Raw genomic sequence first — 21,987 nt, forward strand, 5'->3', positions numbered from 1 at the left:
TTTTATATCCCTTATCTGCTTACAGTCCACTCTCCGGTTTACTTCCCGGCTTCTGTCCGACTGGCTTCTGTTTGACCGGCTTCTGTCCGTCTAAACAGAAAGCGCATAACCGGTCTCAAATGCCTTTTTATTAATTTCCACCGTCTTAGGCGGAACCGTTGTCTCGATTACCTTCAGCCAGTCTTCCTTCTCAAATCCCATGTGCTTTGCAGCGGCTCCCAGGACAATGACATTGAATGCCTTGGGCGCGCCCATCTTTTTCGCTTCCTCCGTGGCCTCCACCACAATGGTTCTGCGGGCTTCCTTTAACCGGTCAATGATTCCTTCCGGATACTGAGCCACCCCTGTCACCACCGTAATGGGATCAATGCGCCAGTCATTGACAATGACCACGCCGTCTTTTTTGAGGAAATGCAGATACCGCAGTGCCTCCAGACGCTCAAAGGCAATCAGCACGTCTGCCTGGCCTTCCTCTACAATGGGTTCTGCCACTTTTTCTCCATATCTCACAAAGGTTACCACGCTGCCGCCGCGCTGGGCCATGCCGTGCACCTCGGACAACTTCACGTCAAAGCCCGCCCCGATTGCAAGCTTTCCAAGTATGCGGCTGGTAAGAAGGGTTCCCTGGCCGCCTACACCTACTATCATAATATTCTTTGATGTCATTTTATTCACCCGCCTTTACCAGATTGATTGCGTCAAATTTACACAGCTGTTTACACAGTCCGCAGCCATTGCACATGGTCTCGTCAATGGATATGGTGCCGTCCTCATTCTTTGTCAGGGCAGGACAGCCCGGTCTTAAACAAGCTCCGCATTTCTTACACTTATCCGGCAGCGGCCTGCACTTGTTGGGGAATTTGATTCCCTTAAGCAGGGCGCAGGGCGCCTTGGTGATGATGACGGATACCGCATCCCTTGCCACTTCCTCTTTGATTACGCGCTCCAGCTCCGCCTGGTCAAAGGCGTCCACCTCGCAGACATGCTCAATGCCCAGTGACTTGCACAGACCGTAAATATTGATGGCAGGAACCACCTGTCCTTTAAGGGTCTTGCCTGTGGCGGCATGATCCTGGTGGCCTGTCATTCCCGTGGTGGAATTATCCAGGATGATGACTGTGCCGGTGGCCTGGTTGTAGACCATGTTCATGAGAGAGTTGATGCCTGTGTGCATGAAGGTGGAATCACCGATTACAGCCACCCAGCTCTTAATATACTCTCTTCCCTTTGCCTTCTCCATACCGTGGAGAGTGCTGATGCTGGCTCCCATACAGATCGTGGTGTCAATGACGCTTAAGGGCGCCACTGCCCCCAGTGTATAGCAGCCGATATCTCCGGCAGCATGTATCTTCAGCTTGTTAAGCACAGTGTATACGCTTCTGTGGGGACATCCCGGACACAGGATGGGAGGTCTTGCAGGAACCTGGGCCGCCTTATCCACCTGTGATGTCTGGCCCAGCACACGCTCCCTGATCAGGTTTGCGCTGTATTCACCCTGAACCGTGAATATTTCCTTGCCCACTGCCTTCTGAATGCCCCAGGATTTAACCTGTTCCTCCACCACCGGCTCCAGCTCCTCAAATATGTAAAGCTTATCCACCTTGGCCGCAAATTCCTCGATGAGCTTCCTTGGAAGGGGATTGAGAAGCCCCAGCTTCAGGACAGACGCCTGAGGCATGGCTTCCTTCACATACTGGTATGCAATACCGTTGGTGATAAAGCCCACGGATAAATCATTGTATTCCACCCGGTTGATGGGCAGGCTGTTGGCATCCTCTGCCATTTGTTTCATGCGCGCTTCCACCACCACGTGGCGTTTGATGGCATTGCCGGGCATCATGACATACTTTGCCATATCCCTCTCATAGGGGATGTCAAAGGGCTCTGCCCTCTCCTCCAGTTCCACCAGCCCCTGGGAATGAGACAGACGGGTGGTACTGCGCAGAATAACAGGGGTATCATATTTCTCACTGAGATCGTAAGCATATTTCATGAATTCCTTGGCTTCGGCACTGTCGGAGGGCTCCACAATGGGGACCATAGCAGCCCTGGCCACCATCCGGCTGTCCTGCTCATTCTGAGAGCTGTACATGCCCGGGTCATCTGCCACCACCAGCACCAGTCCGCCCCGAACGCCGGTGTATGCCGCCGTATATAGCGGATCCGCAGCCACATTCATCCCCACATGCTTCATGACGCACATGGAACGCACGCCTGCTATGGATGCACCGATGGCCACCTCTGTAGCCACCTTCTCGTTGGGAGCCCACTCCGCGTAAATCTCATCGTACTGGACCAGAGACTCGCTGACCTCCGTACTGGGTGTGCCCGGATAGGCTGCGGATACCTTTACCCCTGCCTCATAGGCACCTCTTGCTATGGCTTCATTGCCAAGTAATATTCTTTTCTCTGACACGTTTTTTCCTTCCTTTCAGTATGTATTAACTGCACCGGACCTCTTAATAACTGTCCTGATGCCTCATCAGACTTCCTTTCGCAGGTCCGTGACCCTCTTTGCCTTTCCCTCAAACCGCTGAAGGGTGTTGGGGGATACCAGCTGAATCTTGGCATCCAGACCAAGCATCAGGCGCATCTTATCCTTCAAAGTGTCCTCCAGCCGCTCAAGGGCAGCATAGGAGTCCATCATACTCTCAGCTTCCACCTCAACCTTGATAATCAGGATGTCGGAGTGGTTCTTCCTGTCCACCACGATTTCATAGTTAGGCCCGATTCCCTCTGTATTAATCAGCACTTCCTCAATCTGGCTCGGGAATACGTTGACGCCCCGAATCTTTAACATATCATCCGTACGTCCTGACAGGTTCTCCATCCTGGCGGTGGTGCGGCCGCAGGGACAGGGTTCATACATTAGCCTGGTAATATCCCTGGTACGGTAACGAATGAGAGGCAGCGCCTCCTTGGAAATGCAGGTGATAACCAGCTCTCCCTTTTCGCCGGGAGGAAGCACTTCCCCTGTGGCGGAATCTATTACCTCCGCAATAAAATGGTCCTCATTGATATGCATTCCCTTAAGTTCCAGGCATTCTCCCGACACGCCGGGACCCATCAGCTCGCTCATGCCGTAATTCTGGGTCAAATTCACATCCTCTCCCCATACCTTGTAAAGCTCATTCCTCATGGCCTCTGTCATCAGCTCGCTGCCCAGTACAAGGGTCTTTACCTTCAGGTCTTTCCTGGGATTAATTCCCATCTCCAGGGCCACCTCAGCAATGCGCATGGCATAGGAGGGAGTGGCCACCAGCAGGGTAGTCTCAAAATCCTTCATATACATCAGCTGCTTCTGGGTATTGCCGGTAGAGGACGGAACCACCGCAGCTCCTACCTTCTCCAGTCCATTGTGAAGTCCCAGGGCGCCGGTGAACATGCCATACCCAAAACAAATCTGGGCAACATCCTCGTCCGAGGCGCCTCCTGCCACGGCCAGACGGGCCACACATTCCTTCCACACCTCCAGGTCATTCTCCGTATAACCCACCACAGTTGGCTTTCCCGTGGTACCGCTGGATGCGTGGATTCTGCGCAGTTCCTTCTTTGGAACCGCAAACAGGCCATAGGGGTAATTGTCCCTCATATCCTGTTTCGTCACAAACGGAAGCTTCTGTAAATCCTTCAGTGTCTGTATATGCTCCGGCCTTACACCTGCCTCCTCCATCTTGGCGCGGTATGCCGGTACCTTTTCATAAACCCGGTTCACCGTGTCTTTTAGGCGGCTCAGCTGTATCGCTTCAATCTCCGCCCTGGACATTGTCTCCTCTTTTGCCCAAATCATGTTGTCTGACCTCCCTTTCCCTGCCCCCGCATCTCCTGTCTGGTTTCCTGTACTATCTTACTTTGACGTGACAACGCATTGGCGCATTATATTGTCTGGCGACATTATACCATCTTTTCCCGGGTTTGTCTGCTGTTTTCATGCAAATTCCATATGAGTTTTCTGTTTGCGGTTTTTACACCGGAAGCATCTGCACAAAACCTAACAGCATCCATAGCTACATCTTATCACAGTTTCATGACTTAGGCCATATTAGGGCTCATATTAGGACAGGGACATATTGACCATGTCCCTGTATATTAACAGGGAACCATGTCTCCCGCCTTATGGCGTTTTCCATGGTTCCCTGCAATCGCACAGCCCTCACCGTGCCGGACCGCCCTGTCCCGCTACACCAGGACTCCCTCCTGACTGCGCAGCTTTACCACCGCGGACAGGTCCGTCTTTTTATGTTCCTTTCCGCCCTGGTCCTGACACTTCTTGGAACGTTCCTCGGCGGTTTCGCACTTCTGGTAAAAATATTTGATAATGTCCTTTCTGGTAATGATACCAATGAAACTCTTCTGATCATCCAGTACCGGCACAAAGTTCTGGTTCAATGCCTTTCCGATCAGATCCTCCATATCTGCGTCTGCCTTAACCGGACGGTTGTCACACCGGCGGCGTATGGCTGTAACAGGTATCCTCTCAGCCCCTTTTAGATCCAGATTAAACTGGTTCTTGATTCCCCATAACAGGTCACCCTCCGTCAGCGTCCCCACATAGCGACCTGTCCTGCTGACAATCGGTACTGCGGAATACTTGTGGTGCTCCATTTTCTCCAAAGCCTGTCTTAACGTATCATCCTCGCTTATATACGCCACATCACTTTTAGGAGTCAGGAAAAACAGTATGTTCATTTTTTCACTCCTTTTTCCCGTATTCTTATTTAAGTATAATGCCTGCCTCTGAACCGAATGTGAACAAATTATTATAAATATCTGAAATTTCTTAAGATGCAGAAAATATAGATATATTTATATGTGAATTAAACCTGCCCCTACTTCCCATCCCCATACAAATTCCTATACTGCCCCGGCGTCATATTCTCTGAACTCTTAAACCTCCTTGTAAAGTTGGACAGATTGGCATATCCCGCATCCTGGGCAATCTGGGCTATCTGCTTATCTGTGTGAATCAGACAATCCTTGGTGTAATCCAGACGTTTTTTGGATATCAGTTCGGAGAAACTGGTATTCAGGTTCTGGGTTATGAATTTACTCATATAGCTGGATGAATAGCCAAAGTGTTCCGCCATTCCCACCAGGCAGAGACTGCTGTCCCTGTAATTATCTTCTATGTATACAAGCACCTGCTTAACTAAATCATTGCGGGTGTCCTGCCTGGAGGCCGCAAGGACACCATTGATTCTCATAAGAGCATCTCCCAGCTTTTCACCGAATTCTTCCACAGTCCTGAACGCGGTCAGCTGGTACAGTTCCTTCTCCGTCAGCCGGATGTCATTTTTCTTCACTTCCTTCAGAAGATGGCTTACGATATCATAACAGCACATCAGCGCCATCTGTCCCGGAAGCTCCTCCAGGCTCAGCACCACTTCCTGCACAGAGCCCTCCACCCCCTCCGGCGAACCGCTTTCCAGACACCGGCTGATACACAAGAGACATTCGGTCTGATAGCGGCTGATGGTAGCGCTGTACTCCTCACCCTTTCCCTGCTCCATGTTCTCAAAATCCAGCTCTTTGTGGGGATTTAACAGACGGAACTTCATGTTGGTAAGGGCCTCCAGATAGGACAGATGCACACCTGACGCATCCTCATGAATATTTCCTGCGGAAATGACGCACTCGCAACTGCCGAATATCTCCTTCAAACGCTCCCTGGCCCCAATCCTGTGTTCCTCAGTCAGGACCTTGCGGCTGAGAATGACGGCAATTGCGCCGAAATAGTACAGGAAACTTGTATACACGCCGTAATCCGTCTGAAATCTCTCTTTTATGGGACCTTCCTTTTCTTTGTACAAAGCGGATAACTCCCTGGAAGACATGTTTCCTCCGGCCGCCAGAATCACCATATGATTCCGCCCCTTCATCTGCTCCGTTAGAATGCCGTTCACCATGTCGTCCTCCCGGGTACCGTCCTCCCGGGTGTCGTCCTCCCCATAGAGCAGCTTTGTCACAAGCCGTTCCTCCACCAGGGGCCACTGCTTTTCAATCTCCTTTGCAAGGGAATCCCTGACAGAATTCAAGCTGTCATACTGATGCTTTATAAATACCAGCTCGTCCCTGCTTCTGTCCTCACTGTTTTCATTGTCCTGTTTCATATATTGAGCCAGCTGGTGTATGGGCTTGTAATAATGGTAGGCCATGTAGATTGCCATAAAGCATCCCAGGATTAAAAAGAGTAAAACTCCGGTGACCAGCAGGCTGTTATTCTGTACCACATCTGCCAGCAGGTCGGGCATGGTTATCTTACTCAATATGATAAGAGAGGGATGGTCCATAGGATATACGATATAACGGCCCTGTCCCGCTCTCTCCTGAAAGGTGGTACAACTTCCCGGCTCTGCCTCCAGGACCCGTCCCATCACCTCATCCAGCCCCAGATCCTCCCCTTCTGTTGCCAGTATCTTTCCCTCTCCGTTCAGCACAGCGATTCCATGGCTGTAGCTGCCCGGGGACGTGGTCATACTCCGGCTGATTTTGGAGGGCTGCAGTTCCAGCACCACCCAGGATTCAACCTTAAAGGAATAATTATATACCGGATAAATGAATACCATCTGCGGTCTTGTTATGATTCCGTCCTTCATGTGGTACTCCTTGTTGATAACATCGTACCCGGGATGGTCCATATTATACAGTTTTTCCAGGAATGGCTGCCTTTCTTCCTCCGGCAGCCTCAGCTGGCCCGCCAGAAGAATATCCTTGGCATACCGCCCTTGGGAAGAAAAACTCATATCTTCATTTTCGTAGAGGATATACGCCTTTGTTATGTAAGGATTGGCTGCATTCTCCTCGCGCAGCATGTCCACCATCTGAATCTGGTTTTGGGCATCCCGGCTTCTGGATACCACAGGGCCGCTGAAGCTGATTCGGTTCCCAGCCTCCATAAGGCGGCCGTTCATGGTTACCAAATCATCTCCCAGACGCTCCAGAATATTTTCATTGTACCCAAGAATCTCCCTGGACAGATTACGGTACATAATAATTTGTAAACAAATAGAAAGTACCACCATAGGCACCAGAAAAAAAGATGTAAAACCCAACAAATATTTATGAAAAATGCCTCTGCGCAAATCTGTACCTCCCCGCCGTATATGGTTGTGCACATGCCATTTTTACATTATATATTATTTTGAGGTGATTGGAAAGAAGTTAAATGGGAAGAGCATATGTTCCATTAAATGGAAGCGCATATCTGCCGGACAGGAAGGAACACGCCTGCCGCATTATATTTATCAGCAAAACAGCAGGAAAACGCGTTCAGATGCTTACCCGCGTTTTCCTGCCGTTATCCATACCTATATGATTCCATAATCCCGCCGCCCCGAACCCCATCCTGTACCTGTTCCGGAAACAGCCTTACACCGAAACGCAAAACCTGTCTTATATCCGCGCCATAACTTCATTTAAATCCAATGTTCCGGTACCGTCCTCCAGTTCAAAATACGGTATGCCGATTCCTCCTGCCCGGCGCACAGATTCATACATCTCATTCTGTTCCCGGACCTCCAGATACTGCTTCAAATCCGGAAGGCTGGCAGACAGGTTCTTAAAATCAATGTCCGCCTGCTTCTCTGTCAGTTTACATAATGCATACAGTGTGTCAGGACATAAATGACTTCCTATAACAGTTACTTTCATACTATAAATCTCCTTTTCTATCATATGATTCTATTTGGTTTCTGCTATAGCGGCTTGTGCCGCGGCAGTATTTCCCATGGAATTTTCTTTGTAAATCTGTTTTTCCAGCCAGTCTTTTCCTTCCACCAGCCTGGTCACCATCATGGAAGCAATGGTATCGCCGCTGGCATTAAGGCAGGTTGCGGCCGGGTCCACCAGAAATCCTATGGTGGCAATCAGCGGGAAGGCTTCTGCCGGAAAACCGAAGAGGCTGACAATAAGCATTTCTCCCACCAGGCCGCCCCCGGGAGCACCGGACAGCACAAAGGCGCTCAGGATAGCAACCGCCATAGCCATGGCATAGGTACCGATTCCGGTAAAGGACTGGCCGAATATACCAAACAGAAAACTTATCTTCACTATGGAGGAGAGCACGGAACCATCCATATGCATAGTCGCCCCCATGGGCAGCACAATATCCCGGATGTCCCTTGGCACCCCTATCTTGTCACACGCCTCGCAGTTTACAGGCAGGGCGGCAATGGAGCTCTGAGTGGCAAATGCAGTGACCGCAGGATTCAGTATATGTTTGAACATACGCCTCACTCCCTCTCTTCCTCCTGCGAAATAAGAATATGCCGGAAATGCTGCCATGAAATAAACAATGCACATGGGATAATATACCAGCATGGCATGTCCGTAGTCTCCGATCAGTCCCGGGCCGAACTCTCCCACCAGGGATGCAAAATACGCTCCCAGTCCAATCGGCGCGTACAGCATGATAATACTCACGATTTTCATGATAATTGAATTCAGGTTATTGAGCATCCTTCCCACAGGACTGTCCTCACCTCCGCAGGCGCTGACGCAGAAACCGGACAAAATGGCGAATACAATGATGGGCAGCATGTTCTTCCTGCTCATAAGCCCTGAAAAATCGTCAACCGTCAGTGCGCCTACCACCATTTCCCCGATTCCGCTCATTTCCTCCATCTCAGCGCTGGCAAAATGGATGCTGGTGCCTGCCGCCGGCGGAAATACATTTACTACCACCAGCACCAGGACACCTGCGATGGCACCGGTAATCACAAATACCATCACCAGACTGCTCAGTATCTTCCCCAGCCGTTTCATGTTCACCATGTTCCCCACTGCGCTGGATATGGAAACAAAAACCATTGGAACCACAATCGTAAACATCAGGTTCAGAAAAATATCTCCCAGGGGAGCCAGAACCTTTGCCTTTTCGCCAAATATCACCCCGATGACGGCGCCAATCATGATGCCTGATAATAAAATGATTGGAAAACGGTAATTTTTCCATATTTCTGATTTGTTCATCCCTTACTTCCTCCTTCTCCTTTGGCGCAGCCCGGTCTACAGACGATCCACTGCGTTCTTTAACTGTCCCAGGGCCCTTTCCAGTACACTCCTTGGGCAGGCGGCATTCAGCCTCATGTAACCGGACAGGCTCCGTCCGAAGGTATACCCCTCATTCAGTCCCAAACCGGCTTTCTCGATCATAAAGGTACGCAGGGTCTCATTATCCATATTCAGTTCACGGCAGTCCAGCCACACAAGATAAGTGGCATCCGGCACCGTGGGCTTGATTTTGGGTATATTGGCGCTGCAGTATTCCCTTATGAAGGTAAAGTTCCCATCCAGATACGCAAGCAGCTGTTCCAGCCACTCTTCCCCCTCATTAAACGCTGCCTCCATTGCCACGGAACTGAACGCGTTATTTCTATGGATATCCATAGCCATCCAGAAGTCATCAAATTTCTTCTTCATCTCCAGATTGGGAAAAATTGTGGTGGATGCCTGAAGCCCCGCCAGGTTGAAGGTCTTTGTACCGGAAATACAGCTGATTACCCTTCCGGCCGTCTCCGCGGACAATGTGGCGGTTGGAATATGTTTTTTTCCATGGAATACCAGGTCAGAATGTATCTCGTCGGAAACCAGCAGAGTGTTGTTGGCCATACAGATATCTGCCATTCTGGTCATCTCCTCCCTGCTCCATACAATTCCCAGTGGATTGTGGGGGCTGCACAAAAGGAATATCCTGGCTTCCTTAGCCTTGGCTTCAAAATCCTCGAAGTCAATTCCCCATGCACCGTCCTTTTCCACCAGTCGGTTTTCCAGCACATTCCGTCCCCACGCCTCTGTTACATCGTAGAATTCCGAGTACACAGGCGTCTGAATCATGATGCTGTCACCCGGTTCTGAAAACAGCTTTACAATGGATGACAGGGCCGGCACCACTCCCAGGCTCCAGCTCATCATCTCCTTTTTTATATCCCATCCGTTGCGCCGCTTCTGCCAGCCCCGGATCGCCTCAAAGTAGGAATCCGGCCTGGAGGTATATCCCCAGATCCCCTCTTCGGCCCTCTCCTTAAGGGCGTCTATGATGGGCTCAGCTGTCCTGAAATCCATATCGGCCACCCATAAGGGAATCACATCCTCCCTGCCGAATTTCTTCATCCTCTCATCATACTTGGCTGCCCTGTTGTGGCTCCTGTCAATGACTTCGTCAAAATTATACTTCATGTCATATACCGCCTTTCTTTCATTGTTTATGCTGGCTGTGCTTTTCCGCAGCTGCTTGTGCTTTTACGCATCTGGCTGTGCTTTTCCGCATCTGCCTATTTAATAAGCAAGCATCATGCCAACTTTTACAATCATATTGAAATCCACGCAAAAAAAGGACTTGATTCCTTATTAAATCAAATCCTTTTCCGCTGTATTTAAATTATTCCCCAAACCAAATCAAATGGTTATATTGGCCACCAATTGGTTGTATTCTTTTATTTTTGGTTGATAATATGGTTTATTTGGTTAAATTCATATCCTTCCCATATCTTCCTGCCCAGGGATGTTATACGGCTTCCGCCTCTTCCCCGTCCAACCCTGGCCAGGCCATATTCCCTGAATATTCCCAGGATAGACCTGACGGCCGGCTGGGAGAGAAGGAGCTTTTCTTTTCTGGCAGCTTCCAGAATCCGCTCCCGTCCCACTGTCTCTCCATTTTCAGAGGAACAGTATAACATTTTTAGTACAAACCAGTATTCCTCCGGTTCCAGCCCCTGTTCCCGCATTGCCTGTTTCCACGGTGCGGTATCAGGCTGCAAAACCGGTTCCGGATATTCCGCCTTTTTGGACACGCAGTACGATAATCCTGTCCCAATCCCATCATACTGAAATGTGGGGGGCAAATCCTTTACAGTGATGACCTGGCTGCCTGTAAAGCAAAAGTACTCCGCCAGGTTGCGCAGTTCCCGGATATTCCCCGGCCAGCTGTACGTGCGGAAAATCTTCTTTACCTCCTCTGAGAGCACAAACTCTCCCTTCAGCTCCCGGCAGAACCGTTCCATTAGAAGGAATACATCCTCCCCCCTCCGGCACAGGGGAGGAATGAGGACCGGCAGTGTGTTCAGACGGTAATACAGGTCCCGCCGGAAGCTGCCGTCACGCACCTTTTCTTCCAGGGATTCATTGGTGGCTGCCACGATACGTACATCCACGCTGATAATCTTATTGCCGCCCACCCGCATGATCTCATGCTCCTGAAGCACCCGAAGCAATTTTACCTGGAGGGCCGGACTCATGCCCTCCACCTCATCCAGAAACAAGGTGCCGTGATGGGCGAATTCAAACAGCCCTGGTCTTCCGCCTTTTTTGGCCCCGGTAAACGCGCCCTCCTCATACCCGAAAAGCTCGCTTTCCAGCAGATTTTCCGGCATAGCCCCGCAGTTTATGGCCACAAACGGCCCCTTTTCCCTCCTGGAAGCCAGATGCACTGCGTTGGCAAACAACTCCTTGCCAGTGCCTGTCTCACCAATTAAGAGTACCGGTGATTCCGTGTAGGCCATGCGCCTTAAAATAGCCTTTGTCCTCAATATCTCCCCGGACACCCCAATCACATCCTCAAAGGTGTACTTGGCCCGGTACCCCTTGTGCATCAGCTGGTTGCGCAGCTCATGCTGGCGGTTCTCAGCATCATTAAAGGGCTGCAGGATGGCAAACGCGCCGATGCAGTCCTCCCTGCGCAGCACCGGAACCACTGTGACGCCTACATTCACATTGTTGATGCGGATTACCCTGGGCTCTATCTTCTCTTTTGTCTTAAGGCACTCAATAAACGGCAAATAGGCCAGGGAGGCAGATGCCTGCTTATGCATCACCAGCGTACGGCTCAGCCCCGTAATCGTTTCCGCCTTCCTGTTCATGGCAAATATCTCGGCCCGCTCATTGATACCGATGATTCCCTCGTCCAATATCTCCATCAGTATGTCAAACTGGCTTTCCAGCCTTCTGGACCTGGCGAACATCATGTCAAAATTGTAGGTGCTGGTGACCACACTTGAAAAATATGCCTGGAACTTAGGCGTCTCCAACAGTTCCTCCAGGCCCAGTTTTAACGCTGCCTCAATCATGGTCTCCGAAGTCAGACAGCGCTGTCCTATGTTGACCACCTGCTTCACGCTGTCCGGGACATACCGTTCTTCGTCCGGAGTGACAGCCAGGCCAATGCCCTCCACCGGCTCCGCTCCCGGATAAAAGGGTATAAATTCAATGTGGTTCACCCCCAGCTGGTTCAAACCCGATGTGGCTTCCCGGACCATTTTCTCCGTCATATTCACAAACAGTGCCCTGGTTCCGGCAGGAATGGTCCGCAGCAGCCGTATGGTTTCCCATAGATAGGTCACGTGAATCTCGCTGATCTGCGCTTCAATGGGGATGTACTGGGGCACATCCTCCCGGTTGTCAAATGCGTCTGTTGACATGAGATACAGATCCGCCCGCTCCATATTGGAAATCGTTCCTTCTCTCACACTGTATGAATTCACCCTCACGTATTCCCCGAACAGCTCCTGCACCTGTTTTCCGTAAAATGCGCTGGCTCTTGGGTCCAGGGCAATGACCGCTACCTTTTTAACCATTTTATCCCTCCATTTCAACCATTAAAACCATTATAAGACCAAAACCCGCCTTTCCGCAAGCTGAATTTTCAGGCATGAATCTTGCTTATAATGAGAGATAGATAGGATTTGCGCTGAACGCCCTGTCATTCGTCAGGGCTGCATGGTGCGGGAATTGCAAAGGAGGAACATCATGAATAAAGAAGAATTGATTGCATTGTTAAAGCAGGAGGTAGTGCCTGCCCTGGGCTGTACTGAGCCAGTGTGTGTGGCCCTGGCCGCGGCAGATGCCGCAAAGGCTGCCGGAGGAACCATTCTGTCCGTCAGGGTAGAAATGAATCCAGGCATCTATAAGAACGGTATGAATGTAGGTATTCCCGGTTTTGACCGGGTGGGACTCAAATATGCCGCTGCCCTGGGCGCCTGCCTGGCCAATCCTCAGAAAGGACTTAAACTCCTGGAGGACCTTTCCCCTGCTGTCAGCAGCCAGGCCATAAACCTGGTGGAATCCGGAATGGTCACACTTAAGCTCAAGGAGGACGAGCCCCTGCTCTATGCCCATGCAGAAGCAGTGTCCTCTGCCGGTACAGGAGCCAGCACAATAAGAAATACCCATTCCAATATTGTCTGTACCGCCCGGACAGTAAACGGAGTTCTCACGCCTTTCTTTCAGAAGGAATACTCCCTTACCGGCAGGACGGCTCTCCATGAAAAGCTGGCCTCCATGACCATTTCGCAGATTGTATCGCTGGTCGAAAGCTGTTCCCCGGAGGAACTGGCCTTCATGGAAGACGGAGCCCGGATGAACTCTGCCCTGGCCGATTACGGCATGCAGCACAAACTTGGCATCGGAGCCGCCTCCTCCCTGGCAAAATACTGCCGGACCGATATTGTGGGAAACTCCCTTATGAGCCGTATTATGACCCTTATGGCCGGCAGCGCGGAAGGCCGCATGTGCGGCTGTCCCTATGCAGTCATGAGCAGCGCAGGCAGCGGCAACCACGGCCTTACCACCATTCTGCCTGTAGTGGAAACAGCCCGGTATCTTGGCTCTGACAAAGAACATCTGGTAAAGGCGCTGGCCATATCCCATTCCATCAATGTGTACATCAAGGAATTCACCGGCAAGCTGTCCGCCACCTGCGGATGCGGTGTCTCCGCTGCTTCTGCCGCCTCTGCTTCCATGGTCTGGCTCATGGGCGGCAGCCATGAACAGATGGGATATGCCATCATCAATATGAGCGGCAACCTGACCGGCATGATATGTGACGGCGGAAAAATCGGATGTGCCTTAAAACTGGCTACAGCCAGCGGGGCAGCCCTTATGAGCGCCTGTCTGGCCGTGGACAAAACTGTGCTGGATCCAAAGGACGGCATATGCCACGCCACACCGGAGGGCGCCATCCGCAATATGGGACGAATCAGCAATCCCGGCATGGCACAGACAGACCGCACCATTCTGGAAATCATGATGGAGAAAGATTAATCCGCCCTTTAGTCCACCAGCTTATCCAGTTCCTTCACATGTTCTGTCTCATTGGAGGTTTTATGCTTTGCCTTGGATGCGTACAGGTTCACGGATGCCTGGGACTTCTTAATAGGCTGCATGGTTCCTGCTCCGGCCACACATCCGCCCGGACACGCCATTCCCTCCAGAAGGTAGCCATTGTATTTCCCGGCCTTTGCCATGGTCAGCAGTTTTCTGCATTCCTTAAGGCCCTCTGCATTGGCTACCTTGATTTCCTTATCCGGATAACGCTCATGAATCACATCCACTACGGACTTGGCCACCCCGCCTGCCACCGCAAAGTTACGGCCGTCCATGGAAGCGTCATTGACGCCTTCCGGATCTTCTTCTATCTTCTCCACGTCCACATGCCGGGCGTCAAAGATGCCGTCCATTTCTTCAAAGGTAAGAACGAAATCCACATCGCTTCGTATGTCCGTACGCATGGCCTCCAGCTTCTTGGCTGCGCAGGGACCGATGAATACAACCTTTGCATTAGAATGGTGCCGCTTAATCAGCCTTGCCGTCAGGGTCATGGGGGTCAATGCCATGGAAATACAGTCCGCATGCTCCGGGAACAGCTTCTTAGCCATCATGGACCAGGCCGGGCAGCAGGATGTAGCCATAAAGGGAAGCTTTTCCGGCACTTCCTGGATAAAGTCAATTGCCTCCTGGGTAGCGCACAGGTCGGCTCCCACCGCCACCTCAAAAACGTCCGCAAACCCCAGCGCCTTCATGGCTGCACGCAGCTTGCCGGGCGTCACCTTTGGTCCGAACTGCCCCACAAAAGCCGGGGCAACTGCCGCATAAACCCTTTCCCCTGACTGGATGGCCCGTATAACCTGGAATATCTGCGATTTATCCGCTATGGCTCCAAAGGGGCAGTTCACCAGACACATTCCGCAGGATACGCATTTATCGTAATCAATATCCGCCTTTCCATTCTCATCCGTGGAAATGGCGTCCATACCGCAGGCAGCGGCGCAGGGTCTTTCCTGGATAATGATGGCCTTATAGGAACAAACATCCGCGCACCTTCCGCATTTGATGCATTTGTCGTCATTGATGTGGGAGCGTCCATTGGTCCTGTCCAGCTTGATGGCATCCTTAGGGCACACCTCCTCACATGGATGGGCCAGACAGCCCTGGCAGCCGTCTGTTACAAATACACGCTTTTCATGACAGGCATTGCAGGCAAATTTAATCACATTAATCAGGGGAGGCGTATAATAAGTCTCCGGTCTGTCCGCAGCCTCTATGTTATCCGAAACCGGCGCATGTTCCGCCGCGCTGCGGTACGGAAGCCCCATGGCCAATCTGAGCCGTTCCCCGACAATAGCCCGTTCCAAAAAAACGTCATTGCGGAAATTCCCCACTTCTCCCGGTATGATTTTATACGGAAGCTCTTCAATACGTTTATCCACCGGCCATTCCGTATGATAGGCCATCCTTGCCACTTCCCTGAATATCCTGTGTCTGATTTCCTGTATACGTGTCTCCACTCCTCGCATATTCCTGCCTCCTTGTTATGAGCACTTAGAGACCGTCCTTTGGTCTCTTACGTGCGATACATTCCGCTGGCACTTGGCGGGCGTCCTTTGACCGCTTAGTGCAGCGGTTCGTTATGAGCACTTAGTGACCCGTCCTTTGGTCTCTTACGTGCGATACATTCCGCTGGCACTTGGCGGGCGTCCTTTGACCGCTTAGTGCAGCGGTTCGTTATGAGCACTTAGTGACCCGTCCTTTGGTCTCTTACGTGCGATACATTCCGCTTTTAACAGTACCGATTATATACCAGCCCATGAAAAATGCAAATGCCTAAATGCATTTTTCCCCTTTTGTTCTTAAAATAAAGCACGGACCGCAGACAAAAACAGGCGTCCGGCCGTTTTTTCCCGGCCGCGCGCCTGTTCATACGTTACCATTTTACCAGTCTCAGCACCTCTTCCGCCAATACAGACTATACAAGCCTTGACCGCAGTATACCTTATCCGCCTTTTTCCATGTAATATCACAGGTCATACACAAAATGCGGAACCGGACGGCCGTCCACAGGGGACCGTGTTTCCCCGTCCCGGACCGCGCCCATTTTTCTGTAAAATCCCACTGCTTGGGGGCTGGTAACAAAATGAATGCGGCATATTTCCTGTTTTCCGCACCAGCCGGTCATATGCTCCCACATCTGTTTTCCCAGTCCCCTCCCCAGCCTTTCCTCTGCCACATAAAAATACTCTAATTCCCATGCATCTCTATCCTGCCTGATTCCCCAGAAGGCAGCCGGACAGCCGCGTTCACCTGCCGCATACACAGGATTACGGCGGATAAAATCTTCCGTAACATTAAACCCTGCGTCAAAGTTTTCCATAAACGCCTCATCATATCCCCAGTGTGCCTCCGAAGCCCTGGCAAGCCGGCGCAGCGCCTCCGTATCTTCGGGCTCAGCCCTGGCAAACCTCAGAGCCTGCCTTTTATACCGGCCGGGATAAAGATTCTTTGCCTCCCTGGTAAATCTTTCCACCACAGCTTTTTTCTGCTCCGTATACCCATCCCGGTCATGTTCATATTCTTTCCAGAGTCCCAGCTTCAGCTCCTCATATTCCCTGGCTGCTTCCGGATGCTCCCTCAGATAATCCCTAAAATACAGCTCGTCGTTATCCCCCGCCTCTCTCAGATGCAGATGGAATACCTTCTCCGCAAATCCCAACGGCGTGTAACCCCTGTTGAACGAAATCCTCCCTGCCTTTTCCATCATGCAGATGTAGCCGCCCCCGATAATATGTTCCTTCATGGCCTGCATATCCCCACATTCCCTCATTTCCACCAGGATATCCACTATGGGCTTGGCCCAGATGGATGGGATGGATGTGCTTCCCACATGACTGATTTCGCAGATATCCTCCATGGGAAGGATACCAGACAGCCGCTCCCTTTCCTCCTGGTACCACTGCGTCCAGACCGGCCTGTGCTCTGTGAGGAAAACAGGGAACAGCTGCCACAGTTCCTCCAGGCTCATGCCGGAAAACGGATCCTGTCTATCCTTCATCATCATATCTCTCCAATTGTTTCTCCCATTCCTCCTTTACCCCTTTCATCCTGCGGAAATAAGAGCTCATCTCATCCGCCATGCCTGACAGACGGTTTAGGAGCGTGGAGAAATCCTTTAACATTTCATCGTCCTGGAAATAGGGGTATACGATATCATGGTCAATCTCGCTCCAGCCCTCCTCGAACAGGGTTCTTCCCTGGATCTCCACATAATATTCCTTATATTTGATGATATAGTGGAGGGAGCGGTATATACCGTTGGACTTAATCTCAATCAAATTCTCGTCATAAATCCTGGTGTCCCCGTTTCTGCGGTAGACCTTTGGCCGTTCCGCGATGTAATAATGCCCGGTGTCCTCATCAAAATCCTTTATGCGGTCCACCACATATAGATCAGGGTTATTCTCAAATACACTGGTTATATATTTGTGGAAATGAATCCAATCCTCCCGGTAAAGGAAAAACACACGAATTCCAATCAGGTCCGTGATGTACTTATGGTAATTGCCCCTGTTTATATCCTCAAACCGTTCAAAATGCTCGTTGCGCTTGCGTATGATTTTCTCTATCAGATGGCCGGGATCCTTAGTGCGGTACCGGTAGGAATGGATGCCTGCCCTCTCAATATCATAGAGATAATCGTACACAAAATCCTTACCAATGCTGCGCAGTTTTCCCTCAACAGACAAATAGTCATCATAGATGGCCGCCAGCTCCTCCCAGTTCAGTCCGGCCGCCTTAAGTTCCTCAGGTTCAATGTTGTAGCTTGTTAAAAATTTTTCCTTATCAATCATCCGGTATCATTCCTCCTGTGTCTAAAATGTCTGCATATCCTTACTGACGCCGTACTTTATCCGTCAATGGGGCTTCATCACCAACGCTCTTTCATCCACTGCCCGCAGGGTTGCCAGTATTCCGTCCAGGTGATCGTACTCATGCTGAATCAGTTCCGACATATCCCCTTTCAGTTCCATGGAGCAATCGTTCCATTCCAGGTCTTTATAATATATGATGCACCGTTTATACCGCTTTACCCTTACCAGCAGGTCAGGAAACGACATACAATCATCCAGCACGTCTATCATTTCCTGTTCTGGAAAGGTAAGCCGGGGATTGATAAACAGCACCGGCGTGTCCAGATGACGGTAAATAACACGTTTCTTCACCCCAATCTGGGGCGCCGCAATGGCCCTTCCCACTCCATAGCGGGCCCTAAATGCCAACAGAGTATCCTTTAAATCCTCCCTCACCTGTTCCATCTGATGAAGCTCTTCTATTTTCACTTCCTGACTGGCCTCATATAATTCAGGATTTCCCAATAACAGAATGGTCCGTTCCACCTCAAAGCCTCCCTCTGCGCTGTTTTCGTTCCCGTACAACGCGTTTTCCTAAGTATATCATGATTCCATCCGATTTCCAAATCCCAATTAAAGGGTAAGGCAAAAAAATCCGGACCGTCTCCTCAGTCGAGACAGTCCGGGTCTGTATGCCTTTTTAGATATTACGCCTGGGGGAACTCAATCAGATTCAGTCCGATGGATTCACTCATCCTTCTGCCTGCGGTTCCGTCAATCACTGTAATGAAAATCTCAGCGGTGGCGCTGATAACCGCCCTGTTCAAATGGCCTCCGTGGCACTCTCCCACCAGCGGATTGCCGATTACCATGTGCAGATGAAGATAGGGGTTTTCTCCCTGCTGTGTAATGTTGCCTGTAAGGAAGGCAATTTCATAGATTCCCTTGAAGGACTTTCCATAATACTTCTTCTCCGTTGTATCAAATACCCCGAGTTCCACCTCACAAGCAGCTCCCAGCCCGGAAACCTCTCCCAGAGCCACCTTTTCTGTTCTGCACACTTCCCGGATACACTCTGTCACTTCCTCGCCCGGATTCAGGCGGAGAATGATTTTTTGTCCAAATCGCTTATATTCCATGGTATTGACTCCTTTCAAACACAGTTTACAATACATTTAACCATTATATATTCATGTATGTAAGATGTAAAATTATATTTTCTATGGTCTGCTCTAATTTTTTGTTATGATTGGCTATGTCTGAGTTTCAAAAATATTCCTTGGGATTCTCCCACATTAAAATTCACATCCCCGTCCTCCCTTCCCATTGTCAAATCCCCTTTACAGGTATATAATTATACTAACAGTTTTTTTATACTATACGCCTATAAAGATACTCAGGAGGTGATACAGAATGGATAACGCAATAAAAATACCTGATTGTCCCGTGGAAATGACCCTGCAGCTTATCGGCGATAAATGGAAGGTTCTCATCATCCGGGATTTGCTCACAGGGACAAAACGGTTCAACGAGCTCATGCGGTCAGTGAACGGCATAACCCAGAAAGTCCTGACCAGCCACCTCAGGGCCATGGAACAGGCAGGCCTGATTACCCGCAAAATATATCCCCAGGTCCCCCCGAAGGTGGAATATACCCTGACCGAAACAGGGTACAGCCTGAAACCCATACTGGACTCCATGGTAGCCTGGGGAACGGATTACAAAAAGAACATAGGACAAATGTAAACGCACAAAGAGCCGTGCCCCCGGTTTCTCTCAAATCCGGGGACCATGGCTCTTATATGATCCTTATGTGATCCTTATATGATCCTTATGTGAAATTACTATAATATTATGCCTGTGCAGCCGGATCCAGTCCTAAAAAAACCGCTGTGTCCTGAAGCGCCTTCATACCGTCAAGACGCCCTAAATCATACATTTGCTGTATCTTCTCCGGTCTGTTTTCTGTCCGGCTGATTTTAATAAGACGGCTGGGACGTATGACAAAGATTTCCCCGGCAGACTCCATGCGTCTGACCTCCTCCAGTTCCCGGTTATACATCAGATGGCGGCACTCCATGGTTTTTATAAATTCGGGATATCTACGGTATACCCTGCGGATAGCGGGGAGCATTTGGTTTGGCTTTTTGCGGTAACCATCCGGCCGGGTAAGTATGACCAGGCTTCTTTTAAAGCCCATTTTACGGAATGCAGCAACGGGAATGGAGTCGGATACGCCTCCGTCCAGAAGCTTCTGTCCGTCTATCTCCACAATCCTGGAAACCAGAGGCATGGAGGCGGATGCCCTGATCCATTGTATGTTCTCCCCCCTCAGGCTGCCGCATCTGTGGTATACCGGCCTGCCGGTTTCCACATCTGTGCAGGTGGCATAAAACTCCATGGGCGAAGCCTCAAAGGCGTCATTGTCAAATGGGTCCAGCCGCTCCGGCAGTTCGTGATAACAGAACTCATTTCCCACCAGATCGCCGGTCATTACCAACGACCGGAAACTCATATACCGCGGGTCGCGGCAGTACTTCAGATTATAGCGTATGGAGCGCCCTGCCTGTCCCGCCACAAAGCTGCACCCATGGATGGCTCCTGCCGAAACTCCTACCAGACCATCTGCCTTAATCCCATGTTCCAATAATACGTCCAATACGCCGGCGGCGTAAATGCCCCGCATTCCGCCGCCTTCCACAACAATTCCAGTTTTCATTTCCATCTACCTCTTTACAGGCGTATTTTAGGAATTAGTTCTTACCTCATCCCACTGGCCATGGCCTGTCAGCCAGTTCAGAGCCTTGTGCCACTCCCTTACCACCCCGGTCTTCATGCCCACAGGCTCCGGCAGTTCATGGCGTCTGGCGTTGATGCAGGACCATTCCAGACAGGAAATAAGGTCGCAGGCATCCAACAGCTCTCTGGGGCTCTTAGGCCTGGATTTTGCCATGATTTTACTGATACTGGTGCCATTTCTCAGTAGCTTTACCAAATCAGCGGGATTGCAGGGATGATCCGGGAATCCCAGCTCCTCCACCAGTCCCAGCGCCCATTCTACCACATGAAGGGATTCATACTGCCTTAAGAAAGACAGGATTTCCTTCCTGTCGGGAGCCGTATCGTGCAGATACTTCCACTCCTTTGGAGAGAAATAATCCTGGGTATTGTTATTATCAATATAATCCATCAGGAAATTCTGTGCCTTTTCCATGCCCTGTTTTTCATCCAGAAGGCATTCCGAATAAATGGCAACGCCCATAATGGCCAGTGCCCTCTGAGCAGTCTCCTCCAGGGAGGGGCAGGTTATCTGTGAAGCAGGCGCAACTGCGGGCAGCCATCCTGGTACATAGATTGCATTTCCGATAAGCGTCTGCATGGTGCGCATCCTGCGGTCCACCTGCTCCTGGGTGATATCCTTTCCGGCCTTTAAGTCCGGCTCCTGATAGGGAAGATAGCGGGTAAAGGCGCTTCCGCCCTTGTCGGACAGAATCAGTAGCTTTTCCCCATTTTCCCCGCTGCAGAACATGCCGTCCTCTTTCTCATCCTGGTTCTGAATCAGGATAATTCCCTCCAGATCGTTTAAAATGGACACGAACATATCCTCAATCATGGTCTTCTTGTCCTCAATATCCTCTTCGTCCTCCACGTCAAAGGCATATTCCACCAGCACAAAACTTCTGGCCCGTCCAATCTGGTACAGCAGGTTGGTCTTAACATCCACAACCCCTGTTTTAACCTGATAAAAATGGTCGCAGGTTCCCTCCACCTGTCTCTTTATAAACTCCTCCGCCTTTTCACCGGCAGACTCGCTGGCCACTGCCAGACGGATTTCTATATCTCCGTTATGCAGTACAAGGGTATCTCCCTTTCCCTCCGGGTCCAAGCCAAAGGTTGTACACAAAACCTGAATGATTTTTTCCTGTGACGGGATATCTGAGAAAATGAAGGACTTGCCTTCATATCGCTTTGCTGGGGCTGATGTCATATTCTCTGCCATTACAGGCTCCGTATTCTGATTCTTATCATTTTCAAATGGTTCCATATAATTCTCCTTAATTCTTTCGTTGTCTGCAACATTTTGATTATACTA

Annotated in this window: 18 protein-coding genes; 2 read left to right on the forward strand and 16 right to left on the reverse strand. The window is 50.4% G+C overall.

The genetic code is table 11. The annotated features are described in order from the left end of the window. Positions 1–90: 90 nt before the first annotated feature. The 9 genes from CGC65_RS24680 to CGC65_RS24720 all read right to left on the reverse strand — a co-directional run bounded on the left by CGC65_RS24680 (position 91) and on the right by CGC65_RS24720 (position 12,569). Positions 91–666, reverse strand: coding sequence for an indolepyruvate oxidoreductase subunit beta (locus CGC65_RS24680; RefSeq protein ID WP_002565476.1), 576 nt, complete (start codon positions 664–666; stop codon positions 91–93). A gap of 1 nt (position 667) precedes the next feature. Then, on the reverse strand, positions 668–2,416 hold the full coding sequence (iorA, locus tag CGC65_RS24685) for an indolepyruvate ferredoxin oxidoreductase subunit alpha (protein ID WP_002565477.1): 1,749 nt from the start codon (positions 2,414–2,416) through the stop codon (positions 668–670). Positions 2,417–2,482: 66 nt separating this feature from the next. Then, positions 2,483–3,790 (reverse strand): phenylacetate--CoA ligase family protein, encoded by a 1,308-nt coding sequence (locus tag CGC65_RS24690; protein WP_002565478.1) that lies wholly within the window; start codon positions 3,788–3,790, stop codon positions 2,483–2,485. A gap of 389 nt (positions 3,791–4,179) precedes the next feature. Then, the gene (locus tag CGC65_RS24695) at positions 4,180–4,689 is read right to left on the reverse strand and encodes a CBS domain-containing protein (RefSeq protein ID WP_002565479.1); all 510 of its coding nucleotides are present in this window, start codon (positions 4,687–4,689) and stop codon (positions 4,180–4,182) included. A 140-nt stretch (positions 4,690–4,829) separates the two neighbouring features. Then, a complete protein-coding gene (locus CGC65_RS24700) occupies positions 4,830–7,082 on the reverse strand; it encodes a helix-turn-helix domain-containing protein (protein ID WP_002565480.1) in 2,253 nt (750 codons plus the stop codon). Between the two features lie 310 nt (positions 7,083–7,392). Then, positions 7,393–7,650 carry a hypothetical protein gene (locus tag CGC65_RS24705; protein WP_002565481.1) on the reverse strand — a complete coding sequence of 86 codons (258 nt, stop codon included), beginning with the start codon at positions 7,648–7,650 and terminating at the stop codon, positions 7,393–7,395. A 30-nt stretch (positions 7,651–7,680) separates the two neighbouring features. After that, positions 7,681–8,970, reverse strand: coding sequence for a dicarboxylate/amino acid:cation symporter (locus CGC65_RS24710; protein ID WP_002565482.1), 1,290 nt, complete (start codon positions 8,968–8,970; stop codon positions 7,681–7,683). Between the two features lie 36 nt (positions 8,971–9,006). Continuing rightward, complete coding sequence (locus tag CGC65_RS24715; RefSeq protein WP_002565483.1) at positions 9,007–10,176, reverse strand: MalY/PatB family protein; 1,170 nt, start codon at positions 10,174–10,176, stop codon at positions 9,007–9,009. 257 nt (positions 10,177–10,433) lie between these two features. Next, entirely contained in the window at positions 10,434–12,569 is a 2,136-nt protein-coding gene (locus CGC65_RS24720; RefSeq protein ID WP_002565484.1) for a sigma-54 interaction domain-containing protein, read from the reverse strand. Between the two features lie 172 nt (positions 12,570–12,741). On the opposite strand from CGC65_RS24720, the gene CGC65_RS24725 reads away from it, so the two are divergent. Then, the gene (locus tag CGC65_RS24725; protein WP_002565485.1) at positions 12,742–14,034 is read left to right on the forward strand and encodes an L-cysteine desulfidase family protein; all 1,293 of its coding nucleotides are present in this window, start codon (positions 12,742–12,744) and stop codon (positions 14,032–14,034) included. An 8-nt stretch (positions 14,035–14,042) separates the two neighbouring features. Here CGC65_RS24725 and CGC65_RS24730 read toward each other — a convergent pair whose 3' ends face one another. From CGC65_RS24730 to CGC65_RS24750, 5 genes are all read right to left on the reverse strand, one after another. Continuing rightward, the gene (locus CGC65_RS24730; protein WP_002565486.1) at positions 14,043–15,566 is read right to left on the reverse strand and encodes a 4Fe-4S dicluster domain-containing protein; all 1,524 of its coding nucleotides are present in this window, start codon (positions 15,564–15,566) and stop codon (positions 14,043–14,045) included. Between the two features lie 500 nt (positions 15,567–16,066). Then, positions 16,067–17,101, reverse strand: a complete 1,035-nt coding sequence (locus CGC65_RS24735; protein WP_002565487.1) for a bifunctional GrpB family protein/GNAT family N-acetyltransferase — start codon at positions 17,099–17,101, stop codon at positions 16,067–16,069. Continuing rightward, positions 17,088–17,894: a hypothetical protein gene (locus CGC65_RS24740; RefSeq protein WP_002565488.1), complete on the reverse strand. Its 807-nt coding sequence runs from the start codon at positions 17,892–17,894 to the stop codon at positions 17,088–17,090. Before CGC65_RS24740 ends, CGC65_RS24735 begins: the two co-directional genes overlap by 14 nt. Positions 17,895–17,957: 63 nt before the next feature. Further along, entirely contained in the window at positions 17,958–18,479 is a 522-nt protein-coding gene (locus tag CGC65_RS24745) for a peptide deformylase (protein ID WP_002565489.1), read from the reverse strand. Between the two features lie 122 nt (positions 18,480–18,601). Then, positions 18,602–19,033, reverse strand: a complete 432-nt coding sequence (locus CGC65_RS24750; protein ID WP_002565490.1) for a PPC domain-containing DNA-binding protein — start codon at positions 19,031–19,033, stop codon at positions 18,602–18,604. A gap of 274 nt (positions 19,034–19,307) precedes the next feature. Between CGC65_RS24750 and CGC65_RS24755 the strand changes: the two genes are divergently transcribed. After that, entirely contained in the window at positions 19,308–19,640 is a 333-nt protein-coding gene (locus CGC65_RS24755; RefSeq protein ID WP_002565491.1) for a winged helix-turn-helix transcriptional regulator, read from the forward strand. Positions 19,641–19,746: 106 nt separating this feature from the next. On the opposite strand, the gene CGC65_RS24760 is transcribed toward CGC65_RS24755, so the two are convergent. Both CGC65_RS24760 and CGC65_RS24765 read right to left on the reverse strand, forming a co-directional pair. Next, positions 19,747–20,613 (reverse strand): patatin-like phospholipase family protein, encoded by an 867-nt coding sequence (locus tag CGC65_RS24760; protein WP_002565492.1) that lies wholly within the window; start codon positions 20,611–20,613, stop codon positions 19,747–19,749. Positions 20,614–20,640: 27 nt separating this feature from the next. After that, a complete protein-coding gene (locus CGC65_RS24765; protein WP_002565493.1) occupies positions 20,641–21,939 on the reverse strand; it encodes a DUF4272 domain-containing protein in 1,299 nt (432 codons plus the stop codon). Positions 21,940–21,987 lie beyond the last annotated feature (48 nt).

Source organism: Enterocloster bolteae (assembly GCF_002234575.2).
Lineage (GTDB): Bacteria > Bacillota > Clostridia > Lachnospirales > Lachnospiraceae > Enterocloster > Enterocloster bolteae.